Origin of the sequence: Vibrio azureus (assembly GCF_002849855.1) — a bacterium.
Taxonomy (GTDB): domain Bacteria; phylum Pseudomonadota; class Gammaproteobacteria; order Enterobacterales; family Vibrionaceae; genus Vibrio; species Vibrio azureus.
Genome location: NZ_CP018616.1, coordinates 2100782 through 2122016 on the forward strand (window position 1 = coordinate 2100782; position 21235 = coordinate 2122016).

Annotated in this window: 27 protein-coding genes; 2 read left to right on the forward strand and 25 right to left on the reverse strand. The window is 49.5% G+C overall.

The genetic code is table 11. The features are described from left to right. Positions 1 to 232: 232 nt before the first annotated feature. The 25 genes from BS333_RS09490 to BS333_RS09600 all read right to left on the reverse strand — a co-directional run bounded on the left by BS333_RS09490 (position 233) and on the right by BS333_RS09600 (position 18252). On the reverse strand, positions 233 to 430 hold the full coding sequence (locus BS333_RS09490) for a hypothetical protein (RefSeq protein WP_021707978.1): 198 nt from the start codon (positions 428 to 430) through the stop codon (positions 233 to 235). Next, positions 430 to 2010, reverse strand: coding sequence for a hypothetical protein (locus BS333_RS09495; protein WP_021711837.1), 1581 nt, complete (start codon positions 2008 to 2010; stop codon positions 430 to 432). Before BS333_RS09495 ends, BS333_RS09490 begins: the two co-directional genes overlap by 1 nt. Continuing rightward, positions 2007 to 2555, reverse strand: a complete 549-nt coding sequence (locus tag BS333_RS09500; protein ID WP_021711836.1) for a baseplate complex protein — start codon at positions 2553 to 2555, stop codon at positions 2007 to 2009. The genes BS333_RS09495 and BS333_RS09500 overlap by 4 nt, the downstream gene beginning before the upstream one ends. Then, a complete protein-coding gene (locus tag BS333_RS09505; RefSeq protein ID WP_021711835.1) occupies positions 2552 to 3436 on the reverse strand; it encodes a hypothetical protein in 885 nt (294 codons plus the stop codon). Before BS333_RS09505 ends, BS333_RS09500 begins: the two co-directional genes overlap by 4 nt. After that, entirely contained in the window at positions 3433 to 3609 is a 177-nt protein-coding gene (locus BS333_RS22045) for a hypothetical protein (RefSeq protein ID WP_021711834.1), read from the reverse strand. Before BS333_RS22045 ends, BS333_RS09505 begins: the two co-directional genes overlap by 4 nt. Continuing rightward, complete coding sequence (locus BS333_RS09510; RefSeq protein WP_021711833.1) at positions 3609 to 6254, reverse strand: phage tail-collar fiber domain-containing protein; 2646 nt, start codon at positions 6252 to 6254, stop codon at positions 3609 to 3611. The genes BS333_RS22045 and BS333_RS09510 overlap by 1 nt, the downstream gene beginning before the upstream one ends. Before the next feature lie 2 nt (positions 6255 to 6256). Further along, positions 6257 to 6838: a phage tail protein gene (locus BS333_RS09515; protein ID WP_101903881.1), complete on the reverse strand. Its 582-nt coding sequence runs from the start codon at positions 6836 to 6838 to the stop codon at positions 6257 to 6259. Continuing rightward, positions 6825 to 8015, reverse strand: a complete 1191-nt coding sequence (locus BS333_RS09520) for a baseplate J/gp47 family protein (RefSeq protein ID WP_101903882.1) — start codon at positions 8013 to 8015, stop codon at positions 6825 to 6827. Before BS333_RS09520 ends, BS333_RS09515 begins: the two co-directional genes overlap by 14 nt. Then, complete coding sequence (locus BS333_RS09525) at positions 8012 to 8338, reverse strand: DUF2590 family protein (RefSeq protein WP_021711890.1); 327 nt, start codon at positions 8336 to 8338, stop codon at positions 8012 to 8014. Before BS333_RS09525 ends, BS333_RS09520 begins: the two co-directional genes overlap by 4 nt. After that, entirely contained in the window at positions 8335 to 10710 is a 2376-nt protein-coding gene (locus tag BS333_RS09530) for a phage tail tape measure protein (protein ID WP_101903883.1), read from the reverse strand. Before BS333_RS09530 ends, BS333_RS09525 begins: the two co-directional genes overlap by 4 nt. A gap of 5 nt (positions 10711 to 10715) precedes the next feature. After that, positions 10716 to 10853 carry a DUF6890 family protein gene (locus tag BS333_RS22580; RefSeq protein WP_371860810.1) on the reverse strand — a complete coding sequence of 46 codons (138 nt, stop codon included), beginning with the start codon at positions 10851 to 10853 and terminating at the stop codon, positions 10716 to 10718. Positions 10854 to 10894: 41 nt separating this feature from the next. Then, complete coding sequence (locus BS333_RS09535) at positions 10895 to 11158, reverse strand: putative phage tail assembly chaperone (protein ID WP_021711897.1); 264 nt, start codon at positions 11156 to 11158, stop codon at positions 10895 to 10897. Next, positions 11155 to 11400, reverse strand: a complete 246-nt coding sequence (locus BS333_RS09540; protein WP_021711896.1) for a hypothetical protein — start codon at positions 11398 to 11400, stop codon at positions 11155 to 11157. The genes BS333_RS09535 and BS333_RS09540 overlap by 4 nt, the downstream gene beginning before the upstream one ends. Positions 11401 to 11402: 2 nt before the next feature. Next, entirely contained in the window at positions 11403 to 11651 is a 249-nt protein-coding gene (locus BS333_RS09545) for a hypothetical protein (RefSeq protein ID WP_021711895.1), read from the reverse strand. Continuing rightward, positions 11648 to 12139 (reverse strand): hypothetical protein, encoded by a 492-nt coding sequence (locus tag BS333_RS09550; protein ID WP_021711894.1) that lies wholly within the window; start codon positions 12137 to 12139, stop codon positions 11648 to 11650. Before BS333_RS09550 ends, BS333_RS09545 begins: the two co-directional genes overlap by 4 nt. Then, on the reverse strand, positions 12136 to 12351 hold the full coding sequence (locus BS333_RS09555; protein ID WP_021711893.1) for a TraR/DksA C4-type zinc finger protein: 216 nt from the start codon (positions 12349 to 12351) through the stop codon (positions 12136 to 12138). Before BS333_RS09555 ends, BS333_RS09550 begins: the two co-directional genes overlap by 4 nt. Before the next feature lie 11 nt (positions 12352 to 12362). After that, positions 12363 to 12818 carry a phage protein gene (locus BS333_RS09560; RefSeq protein WP_021711892.1) on the reverse strand — a complete coding sequence of 152 codons (456 nt, stop codon included), beginning with the start codon at positions 12816 to 12818 and terminating at the stop codon, positions 12363 to 12365. After that, on the reverse strand, positions 12819 to 13928 hold the full coding sequence (locus BS333_RS09565; protein ID WP_101903884.1) for a DUF2586 domain-containing protein: 1110 nt from the start codon (positions 13926 to 13928) through the stop codon (positions 12819 to 12821). A gap of 3 nt (positions 13929 to 13931) precedes the next feature. Further along, entirely contained in the window at positions 13932 to 14210 is a 279-nt protein-coding gene (locus BS333_RS09570) for a hypothetical protein (protein WP_021711936.1), read from the reverse strand. Beyond that, the gene (locus BS333_RS09575) at positions 14188 to 14574 is read right to left on the reverse strand and encodes a phage virion morphogenesis family protein (RefSeq protein WP_033004623.1); all 387 of its coding nucleotides are present in this window, start codon (positions 14572 to 14574) and stop codon (positions 14188 to 14190) included. Before BS333_RS09575 ends, BS333_RS09570 begins: the two co-directional genes overlap by 23 nt. Then, positions 14561 to 15085: a phage tail protein gene (locus BS333_RS09580; protein ID WP_101903920.1), complete on the reverse strand. Its 525-nt coding sequence runs from the start codon at positions 15083 to 15085 to the stop codon at positions 14561 to 14563. The genes BS333_RS09575 and BS333_RS09580 overlap by 14 nt, the downstream gene beginning before the upstream one ends. Next, complete coding sequence (locus tag BS333_RS09585) at positions 15082 to 15579, reverse strand: head completion/stabilization protein (protein WP_237359101.1); 498 nt, start codon at positions 15577 to 15579, stop codon at positions 15082 to 15084. The genes BS333_RS09580 and BS333_RS09585 overlap by 4 nt, the downstream gene beginning before the upstream one ends. Before the next feature lie 73 nt (positions 15580 to 15652). Then, complete coding sequence (gpM, locus tag BS333_RS09590) at positions 15653 to 16369, reverse strand: phage terminase small subunit (protein ID WP_021708803.1); 717 nt, start codon at positions 16367 to 16369, stop codon at positions 15653 to 15655. 8 nt (positions 16370 to 16377) lie between these two features. Beyond that, positions 16378 to 17403 (reverse strand): phage major capsid protein, P2 family, encoded by a 1026-nt coding sequence (locus BS333_RS09595; protein WP_021708804.1) that lies wholly within the window; start codon positions 17401 to 17403, stop codon positions 16378 to 16380. Then, positions 17404 to 18252, reverse strand: coding sequence for a GPO family capsid scaffolding protein (locus BS333_RS09600; protein ID WP_021708805.1), 849 nt, complete (start codon positions 18250 to 18252; stop codon positions 17404 to 17406). Positions 18253 to 18428: 176 nt separating this feature from the next. Between BS333_RS09600 and BS333_RS09605 the strand changes: the two genes are divergently transcribed. Then, positions 18429 to 20207: a terminase large subunit domain-containing protein gene (locus BS333_RS09605; protein WP_021708806.1), complete on the forward strand. Its 1779-nt coding sequence runs from the start codon at positions 18429 to 18431 to the stop codon at positions 20205 to 20207. Next, positions 20204 to 21235 carry a phage portal protein gene (locus BS333_RS09610; protein ID WP_021708807.1) on the forward strand — a complete coding sequence of 344 codons (1032 nt, stop codon included), beginning with the start codon at positions 20204 to 20206 and terminating at the stop codon, positions 21233 to 21235. The genes BS333_RS09605 and BS333_RS09610 overlap by 4 nt, the downstream gene beginning before the upstream one ends.

Sequence of the window (21235 nt, forward strand, 5' to 3'; positions counted from 1 at the left end):
AATTTCTACTAAATGAAATAACAATCAAACCATAAGTATAAATCGATAAGATATTGATAAATAATATTCAATTATTATCAACTCACACTTATACAGATTTTATTAAAATAATTTAATGAGCCAGATCAATACCTCATCTACATACCATTAAACTAATTGTAAGATAATGTTGCACTTACAACAAAGCACCCGACTTGGGTGCTTTACATCATTTGTTTTTAAGCTATGGTGATCATTCTATTTGATAACTACCTGCAGAACTCCCAGCGTCAACCGTAACCTGAGCATTTTGCGTGATTTCATCTATCACTGCATGGGCAATCGCTTCGGCCATCGCGGCGCTTTTCGCGTGTGGGCCATTGGTCTCAAACCCTCTCGCTTGTAACTCTTTAACGAGTTTGTTTGTCAGTGACGTTTTATCTAATGCCATTATTTACCCGCCTTAACTGTTGAAGATAAATCAGAGTGAGGTTTGCCCGTGTATGCGCAAATACAATCGCCTTGCACCACACCTTTGCCCCCATTCATGGTGATAAGGTCAGCGCTAAAGCGCATGTTCTTCGCACTGGCTTCGATGTCTTTCTCAACCTTAATCACCTGATTTCCAAGCACCGTCAGTTTGTCATCCAAGCCAACCACCACATCACGTAACTGGCCAATCACTTGCGCCCATTCCCCACCACTGGCTAAATGCATGCTTTCTAATGTGGCGAGGTTCATGGCATCGCCTGCCAAAACATCAATGGCCCCCATCGCCTCAATGCGCTTTTGTCCCCCAATGAACTCTTGGCTGTGCTCCACCGTGAAAAGCTCATGCAAACCAAATTCACTGGTGTGCTGCTCGGCTCGCTCTGTGATTTGAAACGCCTCAATTAAACGCGTTTGGTCTGTACTTTGGCGATGATGCCCTGCGGCATCCGTATGCCAATACACTTCATGGCGTTGCTGCGTTCTTTGCTCACCAGGGGCGAGACTCGGCAGCGGCCACCCATCACCTAACACGGTTCGAATAAAAGGTTTATCACTGCAGCCATAAGCAAACGCAATTTCAACGATGCTGCCCTCGGTTGGCATCGCCAATTGACCTTGCTCTGGCCCACCAATCCCCGTTGGCAAAGGGACCGCTTTATAGAGCGGCACCAAGGAATCATCACGGCCATGCTGGTCTAAGAGCTGAACATCCACCGCGTAACGGGGACGAAAAGGGTGATTTTCTTGGCCTGCTTGGCTTTGGTCAGTGATGGCCACCACTCGCGCCAATTTAGGTAGGTGATGACCTGCGGCCAATTCAGGGAATAGGTAATGCATTTTGCGCTTTTCACTGGTTGGCCCTTGCGCCCAGTACAGCGTCATGTTGCCCTGCTGCAAATGCACTTGAGTGATGCGTTTGTCATTGAAAACCACACCTGGACGAACCGAAGGCATCACCGCTAAGGTCATGCTCTCCCCATTTTTTGCGCGCTTGGCCAAAGCAGGATCGATGGTAATTGGCCTTGAGTGCCAGCGACTCTCTGTAAACTCGCCTAAATAGATTTGACCATCAGATTGCTGAAACCACACAAAGTCTTCAAGTTGAAACGCTCGGCCAAGATGGCTCAGTAATTGGTAACCACTGCCTTGAGAGGTAAAGTTTGCGATGCGTTCATACACATAATCTTGCTCTGGTAACACAAAATCTAAGCCGGTATCAAAACTAAGCTGCTCAATGATTTCACTGATGGTCGCATGTTGAATACTGACAGGCCACCTTGACGCCAACAGTCCCGAACGCTCTCTGGCAATAAACCGAGTAAACCCATTTTGCGCGGGCTGGGCTTTACTCACGTAACCATCAAAATAACGCACCAATTCCGCTTCATAGCCGATATCAAACAGCACCAAGTCATTGGGTTTTACTTTGCCTTTCACTACAAAGGTCGCTCGGCCTCCGGCGCACAGTTCAAGAATGACCTGCGCATCGACTAACACTTGAGGCTCACCGTTGATGGTCAATCGTTGGTTTAATTTCATCGCAGTTCCCGCTCCTCTTGCTTTAAAGCTTGCTCAAATCGCGTGGTCGTCTCTGAGGCTTGGTTATTATCAATCGCGGCATGGGCTTTAGGCTTCACGGGCTTGGTGCTGTCATTACTTTGTACACTGGCCTCTTTGGCTTTTGCTTGCTCGCGCTGCTCTTTTACTTCCGAAACCGATAAATGCTCTCTAAGCTGGAAGCTCACTTTCCACGACATCAATCGCTCTTGTTCATCGGCGGTCACACGCCCTACAAAGCGCACTTGGCGAATGGTCATGCTCTTTGCCAGCTCGTTTCCTATCCGATAAATCTTGCGTTTGCCGCCTTCTTTTTGTCTCGATAGCACCATCAAACGCTTGAGGGTTTTGGCTTCTTTAAACGGGATCAGGCCCGTCACCGACAGCACCATGCCTTTGTCCCCTTGCTCACTGCCATCCGTGCCGGAGGTTTGGCCGCTCATGTCTTCTTCTTTGAGTTCCATCGACAAATCCAAACGCGGTGAATTAAGCGGGATGATTTCCGCATCTAAGGCAATTTGGGTCATCCTAATACCTCCATCAAATAGTTAAGAGGGTGCGCACTTAAAAACAGCACCGCAAAGGTATAAGGCCCTGTGATGCTCGGCAGTGTGGACTGTTCGAGCACCGTCGCAAGCACCCCCGCTTCACCTTGATAGAGCAATCGGTGTAATGAGCCGTCACCAAAGGTGGGCATCGCTTGTAACTGCTGCAGATGTTGCTCGCGCTTTTGGGCCAGCGCCGCCAATTTATCCACGGGCGTGGCTTGTCCTTGAGATAAGGATTCAAGTTGGGCTAACTGGCCGCTTATCTGACGGCGCGTTACTCGCCATGGTGTCACGTTTAAATCAGCGCGGGGCAACAAGCGCGGCTGAATGATGGTCGGTGGCTGAGTCAAATTATCGGCTTGCTGGGTTTGTTCCCAGCTTGCTCGGCGGCTCACCATGCCTAATTCGGGTAATCCGGTTTGCGCATAGGCACGACGCGTGGCACTGGCGAACGCGGCTAAATTGGCTTCACTGAGCATCCAAGCCAATCCATATAAGGTGCCTTTGGGGTGATGCCCATCGTGGGTATCTCGTAATTTTTTTGCCAAAACGTGTATTGCCGTTCGCGCCGTCAAATGATGCTCACGGCCATGTTTACTGCCAACGTCTTGCTGATATGGATGCACGCACAAGGCTTGCCCTTTGGCCATCACTCTATCTAGCTCTGCTCTTAGCCCCTCATGTTGCTGGGCTTGGGCACTGAGTTTTGGCGGGGTAAACGCCACTTTAGAGCCAAGGGCGCGCAAACGGGCTAACGCTTGATTTTGCTCGGCAGGGATTTGCTGGGTCACCGACTGCGCAGCGTCCTTAATGGCTTGCGTGCAAGGCGGTAAACGCCATTGACCTGATTGCCAATTCATTCGCTTGCCTCTTGCCGCCATTCTTCAGATAAGGCGATCGCCTGCTCAATCGTGATAAGCACCGCATCAGAGGGCAAGTGCTCAGGGGTCTCCGTGACATTGGCAAACGCTTTGTGGCTTGGTAAGTAATAACATTTCGGTTGATGCGCAATCAGCGCTTGATAATAACTCATTATTTTAGCTCCCACAGTTCCCAGCCAGTCACTTTGCCCCAAGTGGGACCATTCAAAATATTGGCTCCGGTGGTATAGACATCAAACGTCACATAAGCGGCACCACTCCAGCGTGTGCGCTCTTCATGTATCACGGCTTTCGCACTCCACCAACAATTTGGAATGTCGTGGGTCACAACGCCGCTGCCAGAAGTAGTAATAACCACTTTAAATCGGTTCGTATGATGTCGCCCACCTGAGCAAGGGAAATTTGTCACGACCGTTTCACGCTTAGCATTAGAATGGCTCAAAAGGCGATGATTGAGTGAGCCAGAGGCCACTTTTACCCATTTGACTCCTGGCGGCGGTGCAGGTGGCGGATTGTTTGGGCTGTAGACCCGCTGACGATTATTGCCTGCCCCATCAAACACCTGTTGCCCCCAAAGCCCGTGGCTACCCATGGCCGCTTTCGGGCTGCCGTTTTCACACCACACCGCTTGATGGCCTCCTGCCATGGTGCCGCCTGTGCCATTGTTGGTGTGCTTGTAAGCTAGGCCGTGTAAGTTACCAAAGTTGGCCCCTCGGTCATGAATCTTATACGCTTCGCCCATCGACCAAATGTGGGCAATTTTGTGTGAGTTATACAAACCATACATGCCCGCACTGCGCCTATTATCATTGGCAGGTTTTATCTTTCCCGAGGTGTCATGGGTTAAATAATATCCGGCCATTTGGCCATGTTTGATTTTCGAAAACCCATCGCTCGGGCGGTAAGACATGCCACTGCCTGAGTTTGTGGTGTAGAGCATATTGACACTGTTCCACACAATGGGGTGAAAGTTGGTGGTCGAAGAAGGATATATTTTTATTTTATCGGAGATCGTCGCGCTGCTGGCCTTGGCGGTTTTACCTAAGTACCTGGCATCGCCTTGCGCTTGCGTCAGAGCACCGATATCACCCGCAGTTGGCTTTTGCCTGGTATTAAAATCCCGTCGCCATGACGGATGATAACCGGGCCCGTGGTTGGTATAGGTAAACACCGCATTGGTGGTGCCCCCTCCTGATGAGGTGGTTGGGGTCGTCACTCGAATGGTGTAGGCACTTTCACGCCCCATCACTTCAATCACGCAGCCTGCCAGATGAATTTTGCCGCAGCCCGTATCGCTAATCAGTCGATTGCCCGCGTAATCCCAAGAGGCTTTCATCATCCAATACGGGTGGTTAAAACAGCCTTTGCTTTTCAGCCAGCTGACCAACTGCGCAGTGCTCCAGTGTCCACCCCCTGTGCCATGACTGGAGGAGTACGCCCGAGCAAACCCACTTGAGTCCACGCCATCGAGTTTATCAGCATCGGCGGCTTTGCCTGTTTTGCCAAGATACTTATTACTGAGTGCGGTACCCCCTTCAAAAATGGTGTTGGCCACCCGAAAACCATCGCTTTTTAAGCTGGCGCGCTCGATGCCATCAATGGTCCATTTAAAGAATTCGTTGCCATTATCCAGCGTGCCGAACTCCAAAAACGAATCGGTGTCTTGATCGCTGTCGTTCTTAAATCTAATGAACGCGCCATCGGTATTGCGCTCCCAAACGATGCCTTGTTGATTATCAATAAAGCGGATATTTCCGGTCATGGTCCCGCCCGCTTTGGGCAGTTTGGTTTCGGTCTGCGCTATGGCTTCTTGGACTTTTTCAGCGACGTCTTTCACCGCTTTGGCTGAGGCCACTTTTTCGCTGGATGCGTCGCTGGTGCTGTCCGTGATGGCCGCTTTATCAATTTTCGTATCGAGCAATCGGTCGACGTGTTTCTGCCGATAATATTGCGCAAAGCCTTCAAGAAAGCGCAGGTCGGTGACTTCACCCTGTGCATTAATCTCGGCAATCGGCGCAACAAAATGCGCGTAACCGTCCTCATCGTGAAAGTCAGTTAACGTTTCTGCCACTCTGATGACGTACTCACAGTGCCATTGGCTGGTTGGCTGGCCTTTCCAAGTGGCATCAAGATAGAGCCTACACGGCAGCGTCAGCGCGGGCAGTGCGTGAGGTTCATCTAAATAACACCGTAGCCCACCCACATAGCCGCATCCTGCAAGGGCCTGAAAGCCTTGCTCCGTCGGGACCACTTTAAACCCTTCATCCAAAAAGGCAGCAGGGCCGAGCACATCCAAATTAGCCAAACGGTCCATTTCATCGAGACCAAATAAACGGGCGGTGAAATCGATTTGCCATGTTGACGCGTCGACTGTGATCCCTGTGATGCGCTGCGCGCCCTCATAACTCATTAAGATTGAGCGCGTGATGGCGTTGCCGTTTTGCACCCCAGCAATGGATTGATACTTGGTCAGCTCGGGCAGATGAAGAATGGCCCCAAGCAGGCCCGTTTCTTTGTTGCGCAGCCCCACCCAGTTAAACTGAAAATCCCCCACTCTGGTGTCCATGATGAGCGAATACACCACCGCGTTGGGGTTCACGTAGCCAGATTGAGTGACGCCAGCCACATACACAATGTGCTCGCGCTCTGGCAGGGTTTCATCTCGGTCAATCGGCTCATCAGGGTCGAGTCCTGGTACCTTCGCCAAAACAAATTCATCTAAAATGACAGGCTGCTCAAGCGCGTCTTGCTGGGCTTTGTAGGCTTCAAATTCACGAGTAATGATGCTCTGGGCCATGTTTATTCCTTTAGCGTTGCCACCGTGCATTGGTGATCCCAATCCAGCGGTGAGACGGTGAGGCACATCGGGGTTGTGTCGATCACCTGGTATTCATAACGTCGGCACGTTCGGCCGTATTGCTGCAGTAAGGTGGCTAATAAATCATGATTATTGGCCAGTTGTTTGTCGCTGAGACGGATGGTGATGATGTCCCAATCCCGCCCTGGGGTGCGTTCATCAATCTCCACCACGCCCACACCAAGTCGTTTAAAGATCTCAATAAATCCGTGCGTCTCCCCTGCATCGCGGGCATTCACGAACGCGTATTTCACCCGCTTGCGAAACAGGGTCGTCGGCTCTTGGTAAAAACGGGTAATGTCTCGGTCCCACGCCAGCACCGAAAGCAATCGCTCGCTGCAGGTCATTGGATCTAACTGCGCCAGTGGGTAGAGCATCACGCGGCGCAGTTTGCCCCAAAATTGTTGTAAGCCGGCCGCAAGAAAGTGCGGCTCTTTGAGGCTTTTCGCTAACGTCTTCCCGTCCATCCACCATGGTATTTGTCGACTGGGCAGCGTGGGCGCTTGTTTGTCATGCTCCTCCATCAATCACCTCGACGCTGGCCAAACGCGGAATGCTCAAGGCACTCACAATGTCACTGCAGTTAAAATTCAGGCTGAGCAAATCCGCATTGAGCTCAGTGTGAATTTCTTCGGTCAATTTACTGAATGAAAACGTGCTTTTGGGGTAAGTGCGCGTCACTTGGCGATAGGAATCGCTTTCACGAAACGCCGCACGGACCATATTTTCTACCTCTCGATGCAACTGATGTTGGCGTGCTAACGAGGTATTGGGTTTGGCCGTCACGGTCACTTCAATATCATGCTCGGTTTCTGGTAATGCCAGGCAAAGCAAATCATCGCCATGACCGTGGTGGCCTTCGCCCATCACATAATGATTGAGTTGCCTTAACAGTTGGCTTGGTGTGCGGCCCACATCCATCAATAGATAGGCATTCGCGCTGCCTGGTCCTCTCGGCGCGTCATGAAGAAAGTACACTTGATCGCTGCGCACCCCTGCGACTGAGGCCAGCATTGAGCGGTATATCGCATCGATGTGATAACGCCCCACCACACTGAATTGATTACGAATTCGCAGAGAAAGGGCTTCATCACTTTCCAAATCCGAGCCCAGCGCGGTGATCCAATCGGCTTCATTGACCGCATGCGTAATGCCCGATACGCCTTTGGGCATGATGGCAAAATACCCCGCTGGCAGATTAAACCCGCTGCCTGCCTCTTGGGCTTCACACAAAACCAAGCCGTGTGCTTGACCTGCAGGGATAAGCGCATCTTCAACCACCATCAGGCGATACACTTTTTGCTCTATCTGCTCGGTTTCAATCACCGTTCCTTTGGGTACAACCAGCGGGTTATCTGGCGTTGATTTGTAAAAGGTGATGGCGCCACGAGTTTTGGTGGCGGCTTTTCGCACCAAATCCACATCCCAAGCTTTTAAATCGAGATAACGCCCTTTGCCTGTTGCCGCAAAGGTATTGGGCAGTACATGCCCCGCCAGCAAGGTATCAATCAACCAAAGCGCAGGCGCAATCACCACCGCTTTGATTAAGCGCCAAAAAGGCGACATTCGACTGTCATTGGACACCTGACTGCCTGCGGCCACCACATGCTTTTGAAGTTCAATGGCCATGGCCTCTTCCGTGGTGGGTACGCCTTCTTGTGCCAATAACTGGCGAAAGTTCACACTGGGTCTGACACTCATAACGTCACTCCGTATTGAATCGCCCCATACACCTCGGTTTCGGCAAAGATCCAAATCTTCTCGCTGGTTTGTTCGGTCACTTCGGCGCTGCCTGGCACAATGCGTTTATCTTGTTCAACCAGCATTTCAATGCGCGTCAACACGTCGGCTCGTAGGGCTCGGTTTCTCTCGGCTTGCATTTCACGCAGCAAACCACTTTCAATGATCGCGTGCTTGATGTCTTGAGCGATGCTGTTACGGTCACTGGTGTAAATCGGTTGCTGACCTGCATCAAAATCAATCCCGCCATCATTGACTAATAAATCGATGTATTGAGGGCTCATGGGGTCGCCATCTCCTGCCATTCGGCTAACTGATCAGGGGTAAAAGGTTGCTCTTGCTTGATCACAATGTCTCCGGTGTGCATGGTTTGACTGTTATCGGTGTACCCTGTGCCAGTGGCTTGCTTGATGTAAGTGGCAACCGATTGTCGCGGGCCCCCTTGACCTTGCAGATATTCCGAGATCGGCTGAGTCACGGACGGGCGCGCAGGATTCATCAGAGGATGCACAGCAGGCGCGGCTCGCTGCACTTTTAATTCATCGACCGTCTCTGACGACCAATCCAGACCAGGAATGAGGCTGAACTTGTCGATAAGCCAATCAATCCCATCACTTATCATCGAAAAATGTTGGCCCATGACATCCATCACCGAGGAAGCAAATTGCGTCACCCCATCAAAGCCGATCCCAAGTCCCGAGCTAATGCTCTGGCCAATGTTGATAAAGTGCTGAGGAATGGTGCCGAGCACTTCCATCGCCGCGCTGGGGCCGTCTTTGAGTAAACTGAAAAAGCTTTTGGCCAAGGTCCAAGCCACGGTGAAAGGCGACATAAAAAAGCTGACCGCGCCCCCGAGCACTTGCCACGCTCCTTGCCCTACAAGTGCGATGCCTTCAAACACTCCGGTGGCTTTCTCAAAGAGCAATTGAAAATGGGTGGTCAGGTAATTGAAAAATGGCACACTGCGCAGCGTGGTGATAAGGTTGGTCCAAACACCCATGGCTGCATGACCAAAGACTTCAAATTGCTCGCCAACCCACGACACCAACTGGCCTAGTTTTTGGAAGATGTACCATTGGCCCAAGGTGTTCACGATGTCATCCCAATGGGAAATCAGCATATACGCCGCCGTGCCCACCGCCATAATCGCGGCAGGGATCCAAAATAACGGGTTGGCCATCATCATTGCGGCACTTTTCAGCGATGCGACGCCAAAGGCTTTGATGCCACCGGAGGCGACCATTAAGGCCTTATCGACTAAGAAGGTCGACGCCGCATAGGCTTTTGAAGCCAGAGAGGCGCGATGACTGTACACGCCTTGCTTTAACATGGCGTAGTTCCACGCCCACAAGGACCACTTGGCTTTGGTGTAGGCGCCGCTCAGGGTTAACACCCCCACTCGGCTCATCAGTAACGGCGCTTGCAGTGCATTCATGGCTAAGCGTCCCGCTCCTAATGTCAGGTGATACGCGCCCATCACGCCCGCGCCGCCTGCCACGGCCAGAGCAAAATACCCCACTCCTTTAGTGAGTTCGGGGTATTCTTGGGTGTAACGCTGCAAGGTGGTTAACCCATCGGCCATCGCCCCCGCAATGCCATTAATCGTGGGCAGGATCAGCCCAAACGCACTGGCGCGAACCGAAAACCAACTGGCTTCGAGCCGTTCCCATTGGTCGGTCATCGCCCCCGCCATTGTGCTGGCCACTTCTAAACGCCCGGATTTATCTAAATCCATGACATTGCGCTTCAGTGCGTCCGTTTTGCCGATCAAATCCGTCACCACCATAATGGCTTCATCGGAGCCAAAAGCGGTCTTTAGCCTATCCACCTCGGTGGAATCTAAATCACCAAACTGGGCTTTGATTTTCTCTAAAATGTCATACATGGGCAGCAACTTACCGTTGCTATCGGTGAAGCTAAGCCCCAATTTATCTTGCGCTTTGACCGCCCCCGCCAAAAAGGCTTTGTAACGGGTACCCGCCTCAGAGCCCGACATCGAGCCCTGCAGCATGCCTAAAATGGCCATTTGGTTTTGAATTTCAATGCCATGGGTTTTCGCCAGTGCGCCCACGCCTTTAAACGCATCCGCCATGCCTTGGCCCGTGGTTTTAAATTTCTCCACCGATTTGGCCGTCATTCCGGCAATGCGCTCCGCCCAGTTCCCTTTGCCAAGCCGCTCGGCATCTTGCTCAAAAATAGAATAAAGCGTGCCCATGTAACTGGTTATCACAGCGGTATCGGCTTTGGTGGCCGCCGCTAAGATGGCCGAGCTTTCGGTTACCCCTGCCAGCTCTTGACCCGACAACTCACCCATCGCAGATTTTATGTCGTACGCCGCGCCGACCACTTCCGTGGCCGATTTGCCATAGGCAGACGAAAAGCCGAGCGCGGTTTGCTCGAGTATTTTTAAATCCTGATCCATCACGCCAAGGGATTTGACTTCACCCAATACCCTATCCATTTCAATCGCGGGCATCAGGGCTTGTTGAATGGCCAAGCCCGAACCGACCAAGGTCGCGGCGCCTCCCGCCATTTTTTCCCAAGATTGTCGACTCACGTCTGCCGTTTGGGTAACCGTTTTCTGGATCCCTTTGAGCGGCTGGGTAGCGTAGTCTTGCAACCCAATTTGCATCATCAATTTATCCACGGCATTCATAGTGGTCAGTCTCCTGGTGCAAACGCCTCTCGTATGCCATTAGCAACAACTTGGGCATGGTATTTAGACAGCCATAACGCTCTGGCATAGCTCTCGGTGGTATCGGGGGCATGGGGCAAGTAATGCGCTTTTAAGGCAAACACTTGCTCCAATTCGTTGTCTTCAATCGCCTTGGCGTGACGGATCAGTTTTTTACTTCAATGTCCAAATCGCCTTGGTATTCGCTGTTTACCAGAGAGGCGATCGTCATCACGGCACCAGGCAGCTTCAAGGCTTCATCCAACGCGGCTTTATCGTCTTTCACCACGATGCGGCGCAGATAATTAGTGGTTGGCGCGACTTTATCGAACGGCAAGGTTTCATTCGTGAGTTTGTTAAACGCTTCCAAAGAAGGCTCGAAACGAATGGCGGTTTTATTCACATTGATGGTGATCACTGGTTTTGTCATGCGATGTTCCTTTGATTGAGAATGTCGTAAATTCGGTTAAAGTGGGTTTCTAGGCGGTTATCAATTTTTTCACCCAGTTTCTCTACTTCGTCTTTGGTTGCGTGATACGTCGCCACGTACAACTTAAATTCGGCAAGCTCTTTGGCCAGTCGGAATAGGTAGCCAATTAAAATGCTGCTTACGAGCACTAAGAAGCTGGCGACCGCCACAAGGGCATGGATCCAATTTGCATCAAAAGCCATGGCTATTCCTTTTTCACTGAGCCCGTTCTAAGCGGCAACGCTTTAAGGCGCTTACCTTGCAAAGCCAGCAAAATGTCTTCGACCGTATCTTGCAATACATCATTGGTGCTCAGTCTTTTTAAGGTCTCCAGCCCCCACACCACTAAGCGGGTGGCAAAACGCTCTAGCACCACTTCCCAAGTAATTTTGGCCACCAAACTGGTCAGCAGCTCCCAAACCCCTTTTAATACAATCCCTTTAAACAGTGTCATTGTTTCTGCTCCATGATGCGTTGATAGGCGGTGAGATAGTCGTTTTCCGTTGCTTTGCCGGCCGAGGTGTTCCAATACTTTTTGGCGTATGCAGCCAGGGCAGGCAAATCCTCTGCATCCGGTAAGGCTTCAGGAAAACGCAGCAGGTTTAATCTGGCCATGCACACCGCATACTGAGGGTTAATGATCATCTGCTCGGCGCTTGGCTCATCCACAAAGCTGTGTGACACGGCCAGAAAGTGTGGGCGGTGTTTACCCAGCCATTTGACCAGCCATTGATAGGTTGCAGGCTCCATCTGAATAAACCCAAGCGCAGGGCCACGCACTTGACGGGTATACGTTAACTGCCCCGATTCGTGGGCCATAATCATCAAGATGAGATTGATGGCCGCCTGCGAGTTGATGTACCCCTGTGAGGCGCTTGCCGCCGCTAAGTGGTCTAAGGTGGGCTCAATCACAGCCCGTTTCAGTAAAGGTCCTAATTTCATCGGTTTCGTTTCTCCATTAACGTTTGGCAAGTGGCGCAATATTGACAGCCGGGCATGGCCTGACGTCTTCCTTCTGGGATTGGCCTATCGCATTCCAGACACATTGAGGCACTGACTTGCGGTGTCCCCTGTGCTTGCTTGGCGAAATGATTGGCCAGCGCCACTTCATTCTGTTGGGCTTCAAGCGCACTGGCACGGTCAAACACATCCATAGTCGCTCCTGTTAGCCAAGTAGATCGCGGGTATCTTCCTTACTCAAATAAGGCGTCCCATCGATGTGAATAAAGTCCGGACTGGTCACCACCCCTTTGACTTTGTGTTTGGTTTTATCTGACGAGCTGGGATCGATGTCGAGCAAGCTATCAATCATCAATTTCACCCCATGCACTTTGATTTCCAGCTCTTCCCCACCTGTGTTGGCGTAAAAGAGGCAGTCATGAGGCTCAATCGAGCGAAAGCTGCCCGCGCTTTTAGCCGCAGCCAAGAGGTGTTTAAAGTTCTTGGTATCAAGCTCGTATTCGACATCAGCACTGACGGCGCCATCGGTATGGCCATCCGGCACACCTCGGGTTTTGGCGGCTTGGCTGTCATCGGTGATTGATACGGTGGCTTTCTCGACATGGACCAACACGTCATGAATGTCGACATCAAAACTTAATCCTGAAATTCGTTTGCTCATTTAGGCACTCTCCGGACCGCTCAGGTCTAACATTAATCCCGCTGAAATCGATTTAGGGCAATCGAGCGGGGTCGCCGTCATGTAGATTTCGACGGTGTTTTTGTTCTTCCAAGTGATGGCTATCGCCTCATCTTTGGGGCTTTCAATTTCACCAGGTATGACGGTTTGGCCAATGGTGGTGCTTTTGGCCATCTCTCGCATGGGGCGGGTGTAACGCAATTTGGCCCTGGCGGTGCTGCTTGGGGTGCTGTTAAATGAGCGGTCACCAATATCAGCAATGGCAATCAGCCGCACGCGACGGGCAATCTTGTCAATCACTCGACGATTCTCAACCACTTGAAAATCCCCACCTTCCACATCCAGCATCCGACCATCGGCCCAATAAATGCCATCGTAATCTGGGAACCAAGCGCACACCGATAAGCGGTTGCGCTCAAGGGTTTGCAAAGTGGCGGTGGAAAGCGCCACACCGTCACTGTCAACGGGCAGGGTTACATCCCCAACGAGGGCCCCCGTTTTGACCCGCATGGGCGTATCGGCCACCGACACGGCGCGGTTACATAGGCGCCCTGCCAGCTTGCCAATTGCCGCAGGTAACAAGTCAGGAATCAGCATCACCCCATCGGCGGCGATCGTGTCCTGAACCGCAACCATTTGCGCTTCGTAGTCGGCCCACGTTTGGCTTTGCTCATCGATGCCAGGTAAGCTGAGCATGAAGAAAGTCCAGCGGCCATACTTGGCAATCAGCTCATGATAGAGCGATTGGGCCGCCGTGATGGCGGTTTGGTCGGTGGTTGGGACCGTATGCACCACGGCTTCAAAGCTCTGGGTCTTCTGCGCTTCTTTGACCACCTGCGTCCAATCTTCTGGCGCGGTCAGCACATAAGCGGCGGCAGACCAGTTTTGTCCGGCGTTGACCATGGCGGCTTGCAAGGTATCGGTTAATACCCCTTCACCAAACAAGGCGTGAAAGTCCGATTGTGTATTCACAGACACCAGTTTGCCCGCGTTCTTTGTGCCTAAACCAAGGAATAAGAAATGACGTTCGACTTCCGTCACGGGTCCTTGCATTTGGTTTAAGGCGTTTACATTGATGATTGGCCAAGCCATTGGTTATCTTCCCCTTGTTAACTCTTTTTTCAGTGCGGCCCGTGCTTGCTCTCGGTCCACCGTGACAAACGGCCGAGCAGGCAAAACGGTTTCCCATGATGAGGTCGGTTTGCCGCGTAATTCGCGTAAAATCAGCCCTGCTTGTTTGTTACTAAGATGCTCACGTATCCACTTCAGCGTGGGCTTGCGCAGCTTTCCGGCGGGCGCATTCGGGTTGAGTCTTCGAGCGAACACCTTAAACCCCTCTGCTTTAAGTGCTTTAGCGAGCTTTTGCGTTGCCATTTCTTAACCTCTTTATTGCTGCCGCTCGGGTGTGCCTCTCTCGGTGGCCATAATGGTGCTTGGCTGCCACACGTGCGCTGCGGGACTTTCGCCAACTGATGGTGGCGGCGCTGTCATCGCTTGCCGTGACCGTGAGAAACTTGGCTAAACGCACTTGCATCTTTTTCTTGCTCTTGTCGGCGCGGGATGGCCAACGTTTTCCAGACGGCGTTTTTTGTTGCCTTTGGTTCTGTCGGGACGTTTTGACCGAGGCTTTTGCCGCGGCCGTGAGCACGCGTTTACGGCGGCTTTTACTCAGCGTCATCGCCTGGATAGCATCCATCACCGTGCGCTGAGAGTGGCTATCGACCTTAATCTTTATCATCTGCCGTCACCGAGCTGGGCGGGTTATGACCGCTTAACACATCAATGTGCTCTGCACACCAAATCTCATAGGGGGCGTTTTTCCATCGCTTGCCATCCCAGATAATCGGCCCTTGCTCGTCTTCAACCAGCATCAAGGGCTCGGTCATCACCACCTCAATGGTCATGATCACCGTGTCGTCACTTGCAGGCTCAATATCAAAGCTGGGATCACTCAAGTTGTGCTGCTCGCGAAACTCATCATGATCACCCAGCCAAGCCAAGGTGTTGGCCATCAGCACCGATGGATGACACTGCTTGAATGGGAAACGCTCAAAACTGAATACCGCGGTGTATTCTATCCAGCCAATGTCGCGCCCGAGCCCTTGGTCTTTAGGGGCAAATTTGAGTTCAACGTCTTCCATCCAACATTCACAATACTGGTGCAAACGTGGGTCTATCGTGCGGCTAAAGTGCTGGTTTAGCCCTTGCAGCAGGTACCCCGCTTGTTCTTGGATAAGCGGCTCGGTCATAACAAGGCCACCCCACATCGACGCTCACCCACTAACGCTCGGATATGTTGCTGACTCTCCGCCAGTAAACGGTCGGTAATGTCACGCTCATTCTCGGCTAAGCGGTCCCCCGCATCCTTGGTGGTTAAGCTGGCAAACTCCGCGACCATGGCCGACTTGGCTCTGGCAAACACGGCTTTTTCATACAGCACCACCACGCTATTTTTGCCCAGTACCATTGGCAGCCTTTCCAATAAGCTGGCCTTTTCAACGCCTCGCGCTTGGTAATGCGCTTTGACGGTGCTCAGTTCGATGTTGATTTGGCTCATCGCGGCCACCAAGGCCATCGCCACCGCCTCACTGTCGAGCTGGGCAGGAATGCCGCGGCGCTTCTCAAAATCCCCCACATTCAAATTGGGCCAAAAGCCATCGTTGGTGATGTCGGTATCTTGATAAGCGGGGCTGGGTTTGCCATCAAACATCGTACTTTCCTTAATAGGTGGACTTCTGCCCACTGGGTCGACGGTCCTGAGTTAGCTAATAGCTACTCAGACCTCGCCAGCCGAAGTCCGACGGGTGTAGGAGCCTTTACAAATTAATGCCATCTTTCAAGGCGCGAATACGTTGTTCTATCTTCTTAATTTGGGTCCCAACGCCGACCTTTTTATTTTTCTCTTGCGCACAGTGAAGGTGATTAAGTGCTTTTTGAAGTGTCTCTATATCACCAATAGCCGTCGCTTGCGGTTGTCTTTCTTCATTCAAGATCAGGCTAAGCCCCGCGAACTTGTACCACTTGGCTTGCACCTTTTCGTGCAAGCGCCATTCTTTATCTACTTTCTCAAACACTTGAGAAAAATAAGGCTCAATAGAATGGCCCCGTTCCGACTCACTTTCGGCCCATCCCAAAACCTCATCAGCACAAAATGTCGGCCAGTCACGTCGCAGGTTTTCAGGTGTTGGTAAATCTCGCTCAATGGCTTTCATGCACCAATCAATCGCGGTATCGAGTTCTTTAATATCGAATAACCAAATCACCAAATTAGTAAAAATGGGGTTTTCAAACTGCTCTCCGCTGTCTAAGTAGTTTTGAACATACGGTTTGTATTTCGGTACTAAAACATTACGTTTGTGCTCAACGCGATCTGCAATCGCATTAAATGTGCGTAGATGCTTACGATCTGCTTCAAAGTCAATCAGCTTGATGTGTAGACTGTTGCTGACAACGCCAGAGTGATTGTCTGACGAGGTCCGATTAGCCTGCCTCTCAAGTAATTGTTTGCGCTGTTTTGCTAAAGGGCTCACCATGATTTAAGTTAAACCTCAGCGTCTAATTCTGTATTCGGGTCAAGAACCTCTACGGTTTCAATCGCCGCGAATTTATCGAAGTTACCCACCCCATAACCTTCCATTCTCAAATAAGAATTTTCAAACTGTTTGCGGTCTTCTTCATTACGCGCTTTACGCCATTGCGTCCCTTTTTGAACCATAATTTGTAAGTTTTTCAACGTCGTTACCATGATTTGGTCACGCTTGAAAAATGGAGGGATATAAGCCTTCTTACCATCGATGGTCTTTGCCAAGCTTTGCGCCGCTTTATGTTCTGTTGGCGTATCTGCAGCACTGAGTAGACGATGTTGCTCGGCAGAAACAAGATCACGCCCGACAAGAACAACTAAATCGGCATCTTCTTTGAACACATCATGAATGGTGGTATTCACCAAATCATTAACGAGAGCATCAAGATTTTTATAACTACCTGGCGTTTTGCCTGTTGGATCTAATTGAGCACTTCCCAAAACTTGCTCTGGACGTTTCTCTTTTACGATTTGGAGCCAACCCTTATTAACGTCTTCACCGTTCGGGTTTGACTTAGGATCGGTCGTTTCAGCAATCGATGTACCATGCCAACCGATGCGCAACATATCTAAGGCAAAGTTCCTCGTTGCGGCGTTGTTCATTAGCCTAATAAATTCACCTGGTTTGCCACTATTCGCCCATTGAGTCATGGTTTCCCATGCAATACAGGCACAAGAATCCGTCTCAACAAGTGAATATGTATTGCCATCATGCCCAAGGTTCGCACGGTGGCGCCCATTTTTAACTCGCCCTGTCAACAGGCCACCTGTACCCACATCAACCACTTGACCCGATATTTGGTCTACGGTCAGGATGCTTAGCATTCGAATAAATGAGTCCGATTCTAAGATCGCTTGGCGTAATTTTGTTTCAATCACAGGAGAAATGGAGAAACGTTTTTCAGGGTTAACCGTTTCATAGGTCTTAGATAGATTGACTGAGTATTGCTCAATAAACTCAGCAGCTCTTGAACTTAAAGCCATTTAAAGTGCCTCCACTGTTGCTTGACTACTACCTTCACCTTGAGGCTCTTGTCCTGGTACTTCCTGTGAAAGTGCGCTGAACTTTTCTTCCAAGCCATCTACTTTTTCAAACAAAGGGCTTAGCTTTTTATCTAACTCTGCAGAGAATTGCTCAGTCATCGTGAGTTCTTCTGGCTCTGGCTTTTCGGGTACAGTTTGCAAACTGAACTCATGTTGCAGCTCTTGTTTGAAGTCAGATTTAAATGCGGACAACTGCTCTTGCAATTCGGCCTTAAGTTGCTCTTCGGTCACTTCGGGATCCTCGTCTATTGATGGTGTTTCTGGCACTTCATCGCCAGAAGAGAAGAATTCATTAAATGCCGCGAAAAAGCGGTCTTTGCGTGTAAAGCAAGCGGAGAAATCAATTTCTTCCAATGCGCTGCACTCTAATTCTGTGGTTTCCCCCTCTTTACGAGAAAACTGAAGGAGCGATGTACCTGTTGATGCTGGGGAGTCAGTCGCAGCTAGGCCCATTAGATAGCAACGTCCTTCACCTTTGTAATCAGGGTTTGGCTCTATGGAGGTAAACAGCTTTTGTTTTTTACGGTTGGCTTCAAGCATGAAATCGTTTGGCTCTAACTTTGCGAACAAACGCATCTTGCCGTCTTTTTCTTCTGCTTTAAGCTCAACAACCTTGCCCCAGTTTTCACCAAAACCATAAAATCGACGATGCTCTGGCCAAATTAAGGCTGGGTACTCATCTAATGAATAGCTCTCGGCCATTTGGGTTAACCATTCACGAGTTATTTTTCTCCCGTCAACGGTCGGCCCTTCTGTCGCTATGATTTTCCAGTCACTCATCTTTGGCATTTCAATACTCACACGCTCAAAATTTTGTCATTAACATTTGAATTCACGCAAAAGATACGCCTTTGACGTAATACTTTCAGCCACTTCAATTCCGAAAAATTCGGATTTAAGCTAAATCCGAATTCATCCGAATTTTCGTTAGTCATTTGAATTATTTGAGGGCGTATCATGCAGCTATGGCATATTCAGAAGAAATCAAAGAGGCCGCGAAAAAGCTTTATTTGCGCGGAGTACCTCCAAAAGACATAGCGGCACAAATTAACCTAAATAGTGACCGCATTATTTATACCTGGGCGGAGAAATTCGGCTGGGCTTTATTGTTGAATGAGCTTTCGGTTGAGGAAATGATTAACCGTCGATTGGCTGTGTTAATCGATAAAGACGAGAAAACCGATCAGCAGCTTAAAGAGATGGACAAACTTATCGACCATCACGTTAAGCTACTCAAAGCGAATGCAGACGCTAAAGCCAAAGCTGAACGTCAGCTTTCTCAAGTCAGCTCGAAAGAAAAAAGCTCAAGCCCTACAAAGCAAAATCGAGGTGGTAATAGCAATCGTAAAAAGAAAAGTAAGAAAAATAATATTGAGCACATATCTGAAGAGGATTTTAAAGGTTGGCATGAATCTCTATTCGAATATCAACATGTCATGCGTAACAACATTAAACAACGCACTCGCAATATTCTAAAATCGCGTCAAATTGGCGCAACTTACTATTTCAGTGGAGAAGCGTTAGAAGACGCCATTCTAACGGGAGATAATCAAATTTTTCTTTCAGCATCGCGCGCTCAAGCAGAGGTTTTTCGAAGCTACATTATTGCTATTGGTAAAGAGTTCTTAGGTGTTGAGTTAACAGGCAACCCTATCATTTTACCTAATGGCGCCGAGTTGCGCTTTCTCTCGACCAACAGCAAAACTGCACAAAGTTACCATGGCCATGTTTATATCGATGAGTATTTCTGGATCCCTAAGTTTGATGAACTAAACAAACTCGCTTCAGCAATGGCCACACATAAAAAATGGCGCAAAACGTACTTTTCAACACCCTCATCAAAAATGCACCAGGCTTACCCATTTTGGACGGGGGACCAATGGCGAAAAGGCAAAGACTCTCGCGCTAACATTGAGTTTCCAACCTTTGAGGAGTATCGCGATGGGGGACGCCTTTGTGAAGATAAGCAGTGGCGTTATGTGGTCACCATTGAAGACGCCGCGAATGGTGGCTGTGATCTTTTCGACATTGAGGAACTACGCGAAGAATACAGCCAAGACGATTTTAATAACCTATTCATGTGCGTATTTGTTGATGGTTCATTGTCTGTCTTCCGGTTCTCTGACCTTGAAAAATCGATGGTCGATGCCACCCACTGGCAAGACTTCAACCCAAACAACAAGCATCCTTTCGAACAAAGAGAGGTTTGGTTAGGTTATGACCCAAGCCGAACTCGGGACAACGCCTGTTTGGTGGTTGTCGCTCCACCTATTATCGAAGGTGAGCGATTCCGTGTATTAGAAAAACACTATTGGAAAGGACTCAACTTTCAATACCACGTTTCAGAGATCGAAAAAGTATTTCAGCGTTACAAAGTTACCTACATTGGCGTGGACACCACTGGAATTGGCGGTGGTGTTTGGGACTTAATTTCTAAGAAGTATCCACGTGAGGCTAATGCTATCCATTACAGCAACGAAAACAAAAACCGCTTGGTAATGAAGATGATCGACATTGTAGAAGCCAAACGGCTTCAGTTTGATGCCGAACACAAAGACATTGCAATGGCTTTTATGGCTATAAAACGAGTCCCGACAGCAAGCGGTAATGCTATGACGTTCAAAGCAGAACGCAGCCAAACAACAGGGCACGCTGATGCATTTTGGGCAATTTCTCACGCCATTATCAATGAGCCTTTGGACCATTCCACACCAACTAAATCAACTTGGGCAACTGCAGCATGACCGAGCAAAATCACACTCTAATAATACAAGATAAAAAACAAATACCTGATTCTGTCTATCACATCGATGCATCCGTGGAAGCTATCGATTCTAATAGCTGGATGACTTCTTACTCAGACTTGTTTTACAACGATACAGACGATTATTGGGAGCCACCTATTTCACGTAATGGTTTGGCTGATATAGCTAGAGCCAACTCCTATCATGGTTCACTGTTAATTGCTCGGTCCAATTATGTGGCAGGGCGATTTCTACAAGGAGGAGCAACCCGCCGTCGACATATCCAAGCCTTTTGCCGCGATTATTTCACTTTTGGTGATGCCGCTTTCTTAAAAATCCGCGATGGTTTCAAGCGCGTTGTGCGTTTACATCCTTTACCTGGCATGTATTTACGCAAACGCAAAAATGGAAATTTCGTGGTATTAGAACGTGATAGCCAGCAACGGGAGTACCGCAAAGAGGATGTGATTTTTTTGCCTCAGTATGACCCACAACAACAAGTCTATGGCTTGGCAGATTACTTAGGAAGTATACAAAGTAGCTTATTAAATAAAGATGCCACTCTCTTTCGTCGCCGCTATTACAAAAACGGCGCTCATATGGGTTTTATCTTTTATGCCACCGATCCAAACCTCAGTGAACAAGATGAACAAATGTTAAAAGAGAAGATTGCAAGCTCAAAAGGCGTGGGTAACTTTCGCAGCATGTTTGTGAACATTCCAAATGGCCAAGAAAAAGGAATTCAATTAATTCCTGTGGGCGACATAGCCACAAAAGATGAATTTGAAAGGATTAAGAATATTACGGCTCAAGATATCCTTGTAGGGCATCGCTTCCCTGTTGGTAAAGCAGGGATCATTCCTCAAGGCACAACAAGTTTAGGGGACCCTATTAAGATTGGTAGTGAATACGATAAGGACGAAATCATTCCTGTTTGTGAACTCATCATGGATGAGGTTAACAGCGACCCTGAAGTTCCCAAAAAACTGTATTTAAATTTCTCAACTCAAAAAGAAACACCACCATAA